This window comes from Dactylosporangium sp. NPDC051485, from assembly GCF_040682015.1.
GTDB lineage: Bacteria > Actinomycetota > Actinomycetes > Mycobacteriales > Micromonosporaceae > Dactylosporangium.
In genome coordinates, this window is sequence record NZ_JBFAZW010000005.1 from 31,215 (window position 1) to 44,726 (window position 13,512).

The 13,512-nt window shown below is 70.1% G+C and carries 9 protein-coding genes and 1 pseudogene; 7 read left to right on the top strand and 3 right to left on the bottom strand.

Annotated elements, in window-relative coordinates; genetic code table 11:
* Positions 1 to 3,566, bottom strand: a 3,566-nt coding sequence (locus AB0M46_RS03935) for an FG-GAP-like repeat-containing protein (protein WP_363332760.1), incomplete at its 3' end; no start/stop codon positions are given.
* 379 nt (positions 3,567 to 3,945) lie between these two features.
* Between AB0M46_RS03935 and AB0M46_RS03940 the strand changes: the two genes are divergently transcribed.
* A complete protein-coding gene (locus AB0M46_RS03940; RefSeq protein WP_363332762.1) occupies positions 3,946 to 4,737 on the top strand; it encodes an SMI1/KNR4 family protein in 792 nt (263 codons plus the stop codon).
* Between the two features lie 190 nt (positions 4,738 to 4,927).
* On the top strand, positions 4,928 to 6,178 hold the full coding sequence (locus AB0M46_RS03945) for a discoidin domain-containing protein (protein ID WP_363332764.1): 1,251 nt from the start codon (positions 4,928 to 4,930) through the stop codon (positions 6,176 to 6,178).
* A 172-nt stretch (positions 6,179 to 6,350) separates the two neighbouring features.
* Here AB0M46_RS03945 and AB0M46_RS03950 read toward each other — a convergent pair whose 3' ends face one another.
* Together AB0M46_RS03950 and AB0M46_RS03955 are read right to left on the bottom strand one after the other, a co-directional pair.
* Positions 6,351 to 6,743, bottom strand: coding sequence for a RidA family protein (locus AB0M46_RS03950; RefSeq protein WP_363332913.1), 393 nt, complete (start codon positions 6,741 to 6,743; stop codon positions 6,351 to 6,353).
* Between the two features lie 24 nt (positions 6,744 to 6,767).
* Positions 6,768 to 7,328, bottom strand: a pseudogene (locus AB0M46_RS03955) (DinB family protein); the annotation flags it as partial.
* A 62-nt stretch (positions 7,329 to 7,390) separates the two neighbouring features.
* On the opposite strand from AB0M46_RS03955, the gene AB0M46_RS03960 reads away from it, so the two are divergent.
* The 5 genes from AB0M46_RS03960 (at position 7,391) to AB0M46_RS03980 (ending at position 13,512) form a co-directional block, all read left to right on the top strand.
* On the top strand, positions 7,391 to 8,419 hold the full coding sequence (locus AB0M46_RS03960) for a YafY family protein (RefSeq protein WP_363332766.1): 1,029 nt from the start codon (positions 7,391 to 7,393) through the stop codon (positions 8,417 to 8,419).
* Between the two features lie 82 nt (positions 8,420 to 8,501).
* The gene (locus AB0M46_RS03965; protein WP_363332768.1) at positions 8,502 to 9,449 is read left to right on the top strand and encodes a hypothetical protein; all 948 of its coding nucleotides are present in this window, start codon (positions 8,502 to 8,504) and stop codon (positions 9,447 to 9,449) included.
* Positions 9,450 to 9,576: 127 nt separating this feature from the next.
* Positions 9,577 to 10,455, top strand: coding sequence for an alpha/beta hydrolase (locus tag AB0M46_RS03970; RefSeq protein ID WP_363332770.1), 879 nt, complete (start codon positions 9,577 to 9,579; stop codon positions 10,453 to 10,455).
* Between the two features lie 160 nt (positions 10,456 to 10,615).
* On the top strand, positions 10,616 to 11,932 hold the full coding sequence (locus AB0M46_RS03975) for an aminotransferase class I/II-fold pyridoxal phosphate-dependent enzyme (RefSeq protein ID WP_363332772.1): 1,317 nt from the start codon (positions 10,616 to 10,618) through the stop codon (positions 11,930 to 11,932).
* A complete protein-coding gene (locus AB0M46_RS03980) occupies positions 11,929 to 13,512 on the top strand; it encodes an ABC transporter substrate-binding protein (RefSeq protein ID WP_363332773.1) in 1,584 nt (527 codons plus the stop codon). Before AB0M46_RS03975 ends, AB0M46_RS03980 begins: the two co-directional genes overlap by 4 nt.

Consider the following 13,512-nt stretch of genomic DNA (forward strand, 5'->3'; position numbering starts at 1 on the left):
GTGTGGGCGGTGAGGGTGAAGAGGGTGACGTGGCCGCCGGTGTCGTAGTCGTAGAAGAGGGCGATGTCGGTCTTGCCGTCGCCGTTGAAGTCGCCGGTTGCCAGGAACTTCGTGCCGGATCCCCAGTACGGGCCGTCCCAGCGAGTGATCGGTCCATCGAAGCCGCCGTCGCCGTTGGTGTGGGCGGTGAGGGTGAAGAGGGTGACGTGGCCGCCGGTGTCGTAGTCGTAGAAGAGGGCGATGTCGGTCTTGCCGTCGCCGTTGAAGTCGCCGGTCGCCAGGAACTTCGTGCCGTACCCCCAGAAGGGGCCGTCCCAGCGGTTCACCACGTCGTCGAAGCCGCCGTCGCCGTTGGTGTGGGCGGTGAGGGTGGACAGGGTGACGTGCCCGCTGCCGTTGTCATGGAACAGGGCGATGTCGGCCTTGCCGTCGCCGTTGAAGTCGCCCTTTGCCGTGAGCGTGGTGCCAGACCCCCAGGCGGGCTCGTCCCAGCGGGTGATCGGTCCATCGAGGCCGCCATCGCCGTTGGCGTGGGTGGTGAGGGTGGACAGACCGACGTGGCCGCCGCCGTTGTCATGGAACAGGGCGATGTCGGTCTTACCGCTCGTCGGGTTGGCGACGGCCGCGGCGAGCGTGTTGTTACCGGCGTTGAGGTTGCCGGTGATGGTGGTGCCGCGGGTGTCGACCCACAGGTCGGGCTTGCCGTCGAGGTTGATGTCGGCGCCGGCGATCACCGGATTGCCGGTGGCTGGAAAGCCGTTCGCCGAGTAGGTAACGGTGGTGGTGCCGGTCGCGCCGGCGAATACGCCGCCGGCGGTGTTGCCGGTGAGGAGTTGGAGCTTGCCGGTGGTGTCGGTGCGTGCGAACAGCGCTGGATCGTTGCCTTTGAATACGGCGGTGATCGTTTTGCCGGTCCAGCCGCAGCCGAGCAGCACCGGGCTTTCGAATGCGCCCGGCGGGAAGCTTGGCGGGTAGACGTACAGGCAGTCACCCACGATGGCGTACAGGTCTGGCAGCGGTGAGCCGGTGATGCTCGGCAGCGGTGATGCTGTGATCTGGTCCACGACCTGGTTGCCTCCGCTGCCGTCCACCTTGGGAAGCAGCAGCTTGATGCGTTCCTCCGGGGCGAATGTGCCACCGTCGCCGTAGGCGGGGATGACCTCGACGTTGCCGTCGGCGTCGCTGCGCGGCAGTTTGACGAGGAGATCCTGGGCTCCGTCACCGGTGAGGTCGAGCGCGCTGACCGTGCTGCCGGTCCAGTCGCTTGCCACGCCGGTGCTGCCTGCGCCGCCGGTGCCCGCGGAACCGACCTGGATGGGTGTCCCGAGGTGGCCGTTGGCGTCGGTGCCGGGGTAGAGCCACGCACCCGGCCGGCCGGCGTTTCCGACGGTGATCAGGTCCGGCTTGCCGTCACCGGTGAAGTCGCCGAACGGTGCGGGCGCGGCGGCGGCGGTCGTGAAGCGGTAGGCCGTGACCGTTCCCGCGTTCCCCGCGCCGTTGATGGCGTAGACGTACAGGACGTTGGGGCCGAAGCGCCGCGGAGCGATGGTCACGTTGGTCGGTGCGCCCCCGGCGGCGGCCTGCAGGAGCTGGCCACCGTGGAACGGACCGAACCCGCTCGGGATGACCGCGGGCGGCGCCACGTTGAGGCTGTAGACGTAGCTGACCGGCGTGTCGCTGCCGGCCGTCGGGGTGAAGGTGAACGTGCCGGATGTGCGGGCAGGTGCGCCCACGGTGTTGGCCGGGTACTGAACGGAACTGACCTGCGGTGCGGCGGGTGTGTTGTGATTGATGGTGAACCGACAGGTTGGTGACCACGGTGACCACGCGTCGCCGTCGGTGGCGTGGATGGCCCAGCTGTATGTGTGTCCGTTCGCGAAGGTGCTCGCGGGCAGGCTGAAGGACGCGCTTTGGTCGTTGGAGACCGTCACGGTCGGCGATGCGATCGTCGAGCCGGTGGTGGTGTCGGTGACGTTGAATTCCCCGTCGAGCAGCCCCTGGGTGCCATCCGGATCGCTGAGCGTCGCGGAGAAGGTGATCGCGGTGTTACCGATCTGTCCGCCGGTGCAGGGTACCGACGGGCTGGTGCCGTAATTCGACGGCGTGTTCGGTGTCGCGTTGTACGTGATCGCGATCGTGGGGTTGTTCTCGAACTTCCGCCACGCGTCACGGTTCGTCTCGGTGGCGTTGAACAGGCCGAGGGTGGTGGCTGACCAGCGACCGTCGGCCGCCGCGGCGATCTCTGCGGTGACGTCGAAGTCGTGCTCCATCGGGTTGTAGGACCCGTTTGCACGCCAGTTCCCGGGCAGGGAAGCGCTGGTGATGAGGTTGCCCTTGCACGGCTGGTTGCTCCACGCCGTCGTGCTGCCGATGCCGCACATGTGGTAGATCTCGAACGTGAAGGCGGTGTTGGTGGCCGACCAGACCGACCTGAGCTGCAGGGTCGCGCTCTTGATGGTGGTGCCCCAGATGTTGCTCGGAATGCCGAACTGGAAGAACGATCGCGCCTTGTAGGTGGGCGATTCCCAGCCGGCGAACCCGGCTCGGGCCCAGTCCGAGCTGTTGTAGTACGAGGTTCCGCTCCAATAGCTGTTGACGTAGGCCCACGCGTTGCGCGACGCCGGGGCAGAATTCGGGTTCCAGGACGGGTCGATGTACAGCGGATAGGTCGTGTCCGGGCTCTGCAGTACCGCTTGGTCGGTGGTCAGCGTGATGGCGTTGTCCGCGCCGGCGTCTATCCGCACGGTGTGCCGCTTCGCGGCGATGCCGGGCTCGGTGACGCTGGAGTGGACGGCCTCGCCGTGGGAACGTTGCTGCTGCGGGGGGTCGGTGCCGTCGAGGCCGGCGGCTTTGGCCTGCGCGTCGGTCGGAGCCGTCGAGTCCCAAGCGATCGGGGCGGTCGCCGTGAAGGCGACCCTGCCGGTGTGGTCGACGGCGGTGATGCCCCCGCCGGTGCCGGCCTTGAGGGAAACACCGACGGCGACGGTCTCCAGGCGCAGCGAACGTAGCGCCGGGTTCGCGGCGGCCGCAGCGTCGTGGACGACGAGGACGTGCGAGAAGCCGCCCTGTGCCGAGGCGGTCACCGCCAGGTCGACGCCCGGAAGCACGTTGGCGTACGTGGCGGTCGCGCCGGAAACGGCCGGCTTCGGCAGCTGACCGGGCCACTTCAGGCCCAGCTCGCTCCCACCGTCGCGGATGACGGCGAACGCCGCGCCGCCGCCGTTGGAGATCGACAGCGGCCGCGCGGAAGCGATCGGGCTGTAACTGCCGTCAGCGTTCTGCTTGAGCGTCGCATCCAGAGCGACCCACCGGCCATCGCGCCTGGTCCGCACCGGCTGCGGGTTGATGGTCGTGGTGAAGGTCCCGTCGGGGTTCGCCTCGGTCAGCTCGTTCGGTGACGTGGCGGAGGCCACCTCGACCGGCTTTCCCGTCGCGCGGGCGCGCGCTGACGCGTCCTCGGGGTGTACGGGCTGCTGTTGCTGGTGTGTTGACGGTGGGCCGGCGTGCGCTGGTGGCGCATGTTCGAGGGTGGCTAAACCCGATCCGGCCAGAACTGCAGACAACATGAGCGCCGGTCCACGCGTGCAGCGTGGTCGGCGCGTGCGTGAACTCGACACGCTCGCTCCCCCGTGGATAAAGCGCAAAGCCCCGTGTTCCGGCATCAGCCTTTGGTGGGCTCCGCGCGGACGAATGTCTGTGGGCGATGGATGTTTCAGGCGGAGGCTACGACACTCGCCCGGCGCTATCAAGATATCGAAATATTTGATCATCGCATTGCGGGTCCACCGCGGACGTTATCGACAGTAGGCGGGGGATGCACGCATGGTGATGACTGGTGTTTAGTTGTTCGGCCCGGCCTGCCTTGAACTGCCTCTGTACGATGCACCGCGCGATTCAAGATCGCATTGCATCAACGTACCCAAGGCATTCAGGAGCTTTGCACATATGACGTCCCAGCCGCAGTATCACGCGCGTTCACTGGCCCTGGCCGGGCGGACCGCGGAGACTTCACCCGACGCCGTTGCGGCAGTCGACCGGTTCGCCGCTGTGCGCGGCTTCCCGTTGCCCGCGTCGGTGCGGGAGTGGTATTCACTCGCCGCCGGACAGGAGACGCTGCGCACGTTCAGCAACGAGGACCTCGTGTACGCGGCCCACGAGCTGGGCCGGCCGGAGCCCTACTGGCCCGACGGCGAGCCCGACCGGGAACGCGACTGGGATCCGGTCGCCGAGTGCCAGCTACTGCCGTTCATGATCGAGAATCAGGGAGTCTGCTACTGGGCGGTCATGCTCGACGGCAGCGACGACCCGCCCGTGATGATCTCGTTCGACGACCTGGAGCCCACCGACGAGTGGACGATGCTCACGGCTTCGTTCTCGGATCTGGTGTACACCCGGATCTGGGACCACCGGGCGATGTCCAGCGTCCTGGCGCTCCGGGCGCCGGTCGCGAGCTTCGACCCGGCCGCCTGGGCGGGTCTCGGCACGCGGTTGGAGGAGCGGCCTGCGGACAGCAACGGCCAGCGGTACCGGTTCGCCGGAAGCGCCGACGACCAGCGGGTCCTGCTGGAGAAGGACGCGTGGGGCCCGACCGGTCAGTGTTACCTGTGGGCAGCCAGCGATGACCTGCTCGTCGACCTCGTCACCACCGTTCGGGCGTCCACCGGCCTGGCGACGCAGCTCAGCACGTACTGGGGCAAGGAGACCCTCGACCGCATCGGTCATCGCCTGGAAGGCTGAACCATCTCGTCCATGCGCACGGCGCGGCCGGGGGATCGGGTGCCGAACCACCGCCCCCGGCCGGCCCCACGGACCGCGGCGGTGCGGATCGGTGGTGCGGCGCAAGTATCTAAACATCGAAATGTTACGTATGATTAACCGGGCATCACGTTCTGTGGTTGCCGTTGTCCGTGGGAAGGGACACCACGCAGTGGTCCACTCCATCTCCGCGCCCCGGTCGCGCCGAGCCGGGCTTGCCGCGTTTGTTGTCGCCGCCGTCCTCGGCGCCGTCCTGCCCGTTGTGGCGGGCGCGGCTCCTGCGGCCGCGGACGCGGGCAACGTCGCGCTCGGCCGGCCGATCACCGCCGCCTCGGTCATGCCCTTCGCGTCCTACTATGCCAACGACGGGGACCCGAATTCGTACTGGGAAAGTCCGCCGAATGCTTTCCCGCAGTACATCACGGTCGACCTCGGCAGCGCGCGCAACGTTTTCCGCGTGGTGCTCAAGCTGCCGCCGCAGCCGCAATGGCAGACACGGACGCAGACCATCACCGTGCGAGCAGGGAATGCGGATCCCAATCCCATCGTCATCGGAGCCAGGGCGTACACGTTCAACCCGGCCGCCGGAAACGCTGTGACAATCGACTTCACGCCTGGGTACCGCCGCTACGTCCAGCTCGTCATCCAGGGCAATTCCGCCTGGCCGGCGGCGCAGCTCGCGGAGTTCGAGGTGTACGAGGTCCCGCCGGCGCCGCCGGCACTCTCGATCAGCCCGGACAGCCTCAGCTTCGGCAGCGCCACCGTCGGCGCGACGAGCGCGGCACAGCCCGTCACCCTCACCAACACCGGCGGCAGCCCGGCGACCCTCACGCCCGTCACGGTCACCGGCGACTTCCAGCGGCTCGGCGGCACCTGCGGCGCGACCCTGCCGGGCGGCGGCTCCTGCACCATCACGGTCGTGTTCAAGCCCACCGTCACCGGTTCGCGGACCGGCACGCTGTCGGTGAACTCGTTGTCAGTCGCGCTCTCCGGCACGGGAGCCGCCGCGCCGCCGCCCGACCTGGCCGCGTTCCGCCAGGTCTGGGCGGAGTCCTCGGGCATGTCCACCGGCGCGGACGCGGTCGACCGCAACCCCAACACGGTGTGGGAGAGCCGGGCAAACGCCTTCCCGCTGCCCATCATGGTCGACCTGAACGCCAACTACCAGGTGTCGCGAGTGGTGCTCAAGCTCCCGGCCGGGTGGCCGGCACGGACCCAGACGATCGCGGTCGCGACCTCGCTCACCACCGACCCGTGGACCACGGTCGCCGACATCAGGCCGTATCTCTTCGACCCGGCCAGCGCGAACACGGTGACCATCACGTTCCCACCGACCAGCGCGCGATACGTGCAGCTCACCTTCTTCGGCAATACGATGTCGCCGTCGGCCCAGCTCGGCGAGTTCGAGGTCTATCCACTGTAGACCATGGACCACTCCAGAGCCGCCCCGTGCTCCTGTTCGCGGTCAGCGCCACCCGCCGGGCGTGCCCCGCGCCCCGCCGGCCGTTCGCATCGAGCGCCGCACGCCCGCGCCGGCGTGCCGGCGGCGCGGGCGTGCGAGTTGCGCCTTTGCAGTCTCGATCCGTGGGTTCGTCCTATTCGGGAATGATCGCTACTGCGTCGATCTCCACGAGCGCGCCCGGGCGAGCGTGCCCTGCGGTGGAAACGACCGTGATGGCTGTGCGGTGATCGCCCCACACCGATCGCGCCGCCGCGTAGCCCACCTGTGCGTCGACCCCATTGACGAGGTAGATGTTGAGTTTGGCGACATACTCAGGACCGGTACCCGCGGCAGCAAGCACAGTCAGCACGTTTCGCATTGCCTGAGCGGTCTGCGCCTCAATACCGTCCAGCAGGTTTCCGGCGCTATCGGTGCCGAGCTGGCCACCAACATGGAGCGTCCGGGCAGCGGGTGCGATCACACCCTGCGTGAAGGCAGGGTTGCGGTGGAGTTCTTCAGGGTCGAGGTGGGTCATCTTTGCGGTCATGAGCCTCTCCCCAGAGGTGCCAGGTTTCGTGTACAGGTAGAGGTCGCGCAGCAGGCAGACCTCGGACAGGTGATGGATCAGTTCGCGGTGGATGTGCAGCACCAGGCCGGCCATGGGCATCTCGGGGAAGGGCTCCTTCGCGCCGACCGGCACCCGGAGCCCGGCGTCGCCGAGGCCGCGCACCCCGGCCAGCCAGACGTCGAGCTGGGTCTCGAGCTGGTCGAGTGCCTTGGCGGCGCTGCCGGCGTACTCCCAAGTCTCGTACGACGCCGCCGGCGCGCCGAAGTGTGCCGCGTTGCGCGCGGCGAGCACGCCGGCGATGACGTGACCGAGTCGCCAGGCGATCGTGGTGAAGGGCGCCGGGACCGGCTGGGGTGAGGCGTGGTCCATCGCGAAGTCCCCGGCACCGAGCCGCACGGGCGCCGTCGAGCTGCCGCGCGGCCGCACGCTCCAGGCGTCCGGCACCGGCGACCAGAAGTACTCGTCGTCGGTCAGGCCCTCGAGCCGGGCTCGGAGCTGGTGGTTCCAGTGGAACTCCAACTGCTCGCGCAGCGTCCGGTTCACGTCGAGTTCGGTTGCGTCCATGGAGTCAGACTGGCACCCCTAGCGGACAGGATCGGTCCGCTATCTCTGGCATGGTGGGCGACATGTATGTGGCAAGCGGTGACGAGCGGGGCACGACGGAGCGGGTGCTCATGCTGCTCGGGCTGTTGCAGCAGCGCCAGGTCTGGACCGGCCCCGAGCTCGCCGACCGGCTCGGGGTCACCCCGCGCACGGTACGGCGTGATGTCGAGCGGTTGCGCGCCCTCGGCTATCCGGTGCATGCCAGCCAGGGCGTCGGCGGCGGCTACCAGCTCGGCCCCGGGCAGGACCTGCCGCCGCTGCTTCTCGACGACCACGAGGCCATCGCCACCGCGGTCTCGCTGCTCGCCGGCGCGGGCGGCGCGGTCGCCGGCGTCGGCGACGCCGCGCTGCGGGCGCTGACCAAGCTCGACCGGGTGCTGCCCACCCGGCTGCGGCACGAGGTGCGCGCGCTCACCGGCTCGGTGGTGTCCTTCGACGGAGGCCGCACGCCGGTCGACCCCGAGGTGCTCATGATGCTGGCCAGAGCCTGCCGCGACGAGGTCGAGGCGGGCTTCGACTACCCGTCCGGCAGCGAGGTGCGACGGCGACGGGTCGAGCCCTATCGCCTGGTCACGTCCGACCGGCGCTGGTACCTCCTTGCCTACGACCTCGATCGCGCCGGCTGGCGCAGCTTCCGCGTCGACCGGATGACCGATGTCTCCGCACGGGCCTGGCGCTTCCGCCCGCGCGCGGCGCCCGATGCGGCGACGTACGTGCAAGAGGGCGTGGCGAGCCGGGTCTACCCGCACCAGGCGCGCTTCCTCGTGCACGCGTCGGCCGACACGGTACGCGCGCAGCTTCCGGCGTCGGCGGCCGTCGTACGACAGCGCGGGAGCGAACGCTGCGAGGTGCTCAGTGGCGCCGAACGCCTCGACGCCGTGCTCATGCACGTACTCCTGCTGGGACACGACTTCGAGATCCTCGACCCTCCGGAGCTCGGGACGCGCTGCCGTGCGCTGGCGCAGAGACTGCTGTCGGCCGGCGCAACGATCTCACCGGCACCGGACATCCAGGACCACCAACCGACGTCCGGGGATTCTTGGATCTGTTGATACCGTTGACGGCGGCTGCCGCCTGGGTGGGCAAGAAGATCGGACGTGGTCAGCAAGCTGCTCGGGAAAGAAGATCAGCCTCATGCAGTCGCGGATCGTCTCGACGTCGAGCGGGCGGGCGCTGCTGCGCTTCCTCCGGGGAGACAGCGTCGGCAAGGCCATCCGGCTGTTCGCGCGGCCGTGGGTGGCATACGTGCTGATGTCGGTGACGCTGGCCGTGCTCGCCCGGCGCCGGTTCGGCGCCGGGCACCGGCCCGCCGACCTCGAGGAGTACGTCGCCGCCGCGCTCGGCCGGGACGGCTCGGCCACCCCGGCCCGGCTGCGGGCCGGCACCGCGACGATGACGGCCGCGTTGGCGTTCCCGCCACGGCGCCTGGTCGGTGCCGGCGAACGGGATCTGCCGATGACGCTGCTGCTCGACTTGGTCCGCACCGCCGAGCTCGCCGACGAGCAGCTCACCGAGCTGGTCGGCTTCGTCGAGCGGCGGGTGGCCCAGGTCTACCGGCCCGGCCCGGCGATCGGCTGGCGCGCGCTGCGCTGGCGGCGGTTCCACCGCGAGCTGGCCGGGGCGACGCCGGCCTGGCAGTGGCCGCGACCGGAGCCGGGCACACGGATCGGCCGGGTGCTGCTGGCAATGGCGGTGCACGAGTTCGACCACGCTGCCGAACTGCCCGACGACGACGGCTTCGACGGAGTAGAGGCGGTCGTCGGCGCCGCGGTGCGCCGCCTGGCCACCGGCCGCTACGGGGCCGCCGGCGAGGCCGAGATCGAGGCGCTCGCCGGCCGGGCGGCCAAGCGGGCGACCTCGCCGCTGGTCACCGCCGCCGAGGTCCGCCTGCTGCTGGACCAGGCCCGCGACGGGATGGCCCGGCCGGGTGACCTGAGCCGCGCCGACCGGTACGCCGCCCGGATCGGCATCCTCATGCAGATCGTCGACGACCTGGGACTGCTGCCCTCCGAGACGTGCGCGCTCCTGGTGGCCGCGGAGGCCGATGCGACGGCCGCGGGGTTCCAGCCACTGCCGGCCTGAACCCGGCCCTGCGGGGCCGGCACGCGTGTATCCGACGTATCGCCTGCTGGGTGTCGAGGAGGGTCCATGCGTACAGGCGGTCGCCGAATTCCCTATCGTATTGATAGGATTAGGATACGATGCAGCCATGGTCGATGAGTTCGGGCTGCTGGCCGAGACCGCACGCGACGTGTGCTTCACCGGGCTGCTGCCGCGCCTGCGCCGGGCGGAGGTCGCCACGCCGGACGGTCGGGTCAGCGCGCTGGTGTGGGGCGAGGCGCCGGAGGTGACGTTCCTGCACGGTGCCGCGCTCAACGCGCACACGTGGGATGCGACCGTGCTGCCGCTCCAGCGTCCCGCGCTCGCCCTTGATCTGCCGGGGCACGGCGACTCGGCCTGGCGGGACGATTTCGACTACGCACCGCGGACCATCGCTGCGGCGGTGGCGGCCGTGATCGACGCGCTCGCCGCCGGCCGGCCCCAGGTCCTGGTCGGTCAGTCGCTCGGCGGCCTGACCGCATTGGCCGTTGCTGGGCAGCGCCCGGACCTGGTCCGCGGCCTGGTGCTGGTCGACGTCTCGCCCGGCATCCGTGCGCAGGACGCGCAGCAGGTGCGCTCGTTCCTGGCGGGGGAGCTCGTCTTCGAGTCGCGCGCCCAGATCGCCGAGCTCGCGATCGCCGCCGGTATCGCCGGGCCCGGACCGTCCCTGGACCGCGGCGTGTTCCACAACACCCGGGTCCGCGAGGATGGCTCGGTCGTCTTCAAGCACCACTTCGGCAGTCCGCCGCCCGGCGCCGCCGGGCAGGTGCCCGCGGACTACACCGACCTGTGGCCGGTGCTGGAGACGGCCGAGGTGCCGGTGCTGCTCGTGCGGGCTGCGAGCGGCTACCTGCCGGCGGACGTCGTCGCCGAGTTCGCGGCCCGCGCGCCGCGCGCCCGCATCGTGGACATCGACTCCCGGCACAACGTCCAGGAGCACCGCCCGGCCGAGCTGGCCGCACTCATCGGGCAGTTCACGCCGCGCTGAGCGACCGGATCAGCAGGTCGGGCTCCTCCTCGGTGAGCCCGTGGGCGCGGGCGTAGGCGTGTGCCGAGCCGGACGAGCGCCTCCAGATGCACCGCCGCGGCGTAGTCGGCGGCGATAAACCCCTATCAAGCCGATAGGTTTAGTGTAGTATCACTCGTCAATGACGACCTCTGACGAAGGCTGGGGCTTCGACACGCTCCAGGTGCATGCGGGCGCCGCGCCCGACCCGGCCACCGGGGCGCGCGCGACGCCGATCTACGCCACGACGAGCTACGTGTTCGGCGACGCCGAGCACGCGGCGGCCTCGTTCCGCCTCGACGACCTCGAGCAGCACGCCTACACGCGGCTGTCCAACCCCACGTCCGTCGTCGCCGAGCAGCGCATCGCGGCTCTGGAGCGCGGCTCGGCGGCCGTCGCCGTCGCCTCCGGCCAGGCCGCGACCACGCTGGCCCTGCTCAATCTGCTGCGCAGCGGGGACCACGTCGTCGCCTCGGGCCAGGTGTACGGTGGCACCGTCCTGCTGCTGCGGGAGCGCTTCGCCGAGCTTGGCATCGCCACGACGCTGCTCGGCGACGTCAACGATCCCGAGGCGTGGCGGCGCGCGACCCGGCCGAACACGCGCGCTTTTTTCGCCGAGAGCATCGGCAACCCGACCGGCGTCGTGCTGGACGTCGAGGCGGTGGCCCGGGTCGCGCACGAGCACGCCCGGGTGCCGCTGATCGTCGACAACACGCTCGCCACCCCGTACCTGCTGCGCCCGCTCGAGCACGGCGCCGACATCGTCGTGCACTCCACAACCAAGTTCCTCGCCGGGCACGGCACAGCGATCGGCGGCGTCGTCGTCGACGGCGCCACCTTCGACTTCGGCGCGGAGCCCGACCGCTGGCCCGGCTTCCACACCGCTGACCCGAGCCACGGCGACGTCGGCTACTGGGAGCGCTTCGCCGGCCTCGGCCTCGCCTACGCGCTCCGGCTGCGCACCACCGTGCTACGCGGCTACGGCCCCGCCCCCTCGCCGTTCAACAGCTTCCTGCTCCTGCAGGGCCTGGAGACGCTGAGCCTGCGGATGCGCCAGCACGTGGCCAACGCCCAGGCGATCGCCGCATACCTGGACCGCCACCCGCAGGTGACCCGGGTCCACTACGCCGGCCTGCCGTCGAGCCCGTCGGCGGAGCTGGCCAAGCGGTACCTGCCCCGCGGCGCCGGCGCCATCGTCTCCTTCGAGCTCGCCTCCGGCCTGGACGGCGGCCGCCGATTCGTCCAGGCGGTCCGGCTGTTCAGCCACCTGGCCAACATCGGCGACGTGCGCAGCCTCATCATCCACCCCGCGTCCACCGTCAGCTCCGGTGCGGGGGAGGCCGCCGGGATCGCGCCCGGCCTCATCCGCCTCTCCGTCGGCATCGAGGACGTCGCCGACCTGCTGGCCGACCTGGACCGCGGCTTCGCGGCCTCCCGAGAAAAAGGAATTTCGGCATGAGCGACGAACCCCCCATCGACCACGACACCAGCACCGACCCCACGCTGCAGGACCAGGGCCGCGCCAACGCCGCCTCGAGGCGCCGGCGCACCGTCGTGCTCGCCGCGGCCGCGGTCGTCGTCGTGCTCGCCGCGGCCGGCGGCATCACCGCCTGGGCCAGGAGCGGCAGCGCGGACGACGACCGGCCCGCGGCCGCCGACACCACGCTCACCGTGGCGCTGCGGCTGTTCCCGGAGAACCTGGACATCCGCAGCACGGCCGGCGCCGCGCTCGACCAGACGCTCATCGACAACGTCTTCCAGCCGCTGGTCACCAGCGACCCGAAGGGCACCATCCAGCCGAGCGTGGCCAAGAGCTGGACGGTGTCGCCGGACGCGCTGACGTACACCTTCACGCTCTTTCCCAACGCCCGGTTCAGCAACGGCGACCCGCTCACGGCGAAGGACGTCGCCTGGTCGCTGAGCGAGGTGACGGCCAAGAAGTACAACGACTACCAGAAGCTGGCGAGCGTCGCCTCGGTCACCGCGCCCGACGACCAGACCGTCGTCGTCAAGGTCAAGCAGCCCGACCCGACGCTGCTGTACAACCTCTCCGGCCGCGTCGGCCTGGTGCTCGACCAGAAGGCGACCAACGACCCTAAGTCCTCCGCCGTCGGCTCCGGCCCGTTCGTGGTGTCGAGCTTCAAGCCGGGCGCCACCCTGACCCTCGCCCGCGACCCGTCGTACTGGGGCGTGCAGGCCCAGCTCGGCACCGTGGTGTTCAAGCTGTACAGCGACACCAACGCGGTCGTCACCGCGGTCCAGGGCGGCACCGTCGACGTCGCCGGCATCGACCCGAACCTTGTCGCCCAGGTGAAGAACAACCCGGACTACGACCTGGTGACGGGGTTCGCCTCGGACAAGTACGTCCTGGCGTTCAACAACGCGGCCAAGCCCTTCACCGACATCCGGGTTCGCCAGGCCATCCGCTACGCGATCGACCACGACGCGCTCGTCAAGGCGGCCGGCGGCGGCAAGACGCTGTTCGGCCCCATCGTCGACTCCGACCCGGGCTACGAGGACCTCTCGGGCCAGTACGCGCACGACCCGGCCAAGGCCAAGCAGTTGCTCGCCGAGGCCGGCTACCCGAACGGCCTGGAGCTGACCGTGGAGCTCGCCTCGTTCTACGGCTCCGCCATCACCGACCTGCTCACCAGTCAGCTCGCCCAGGCCGGCATCAAGCTCACGGTCAAGTCGGTCGAGTTCGCGGCCTGGCTCAAGGACGTGTACACCAACCACGACTTCCAGCTGAGCATCGTCGACCACGCCGAGGCGCGCGACTTCGGCAACTGGGCCAACCCGAAGTACTACTTCGGCTACGACAATCCGCAGGTGCAGCAGCTGTTCCAGCAGGCCACCACCGCGACCTCGGACGCGTCCTACGTCTCGCTGCTCAAGCAGGCGGCGCGGATCGTGGCCCAGGACGCGGCCGCCGACTGGCTCTACAACCCGCAGCTGATCACCGCCGTACGCAAGGGGGTCACCGGCGTGCCGACCGACTCCACCAGCTCGCGGCTGAACCTCACCCACGCGAAGCGCTGA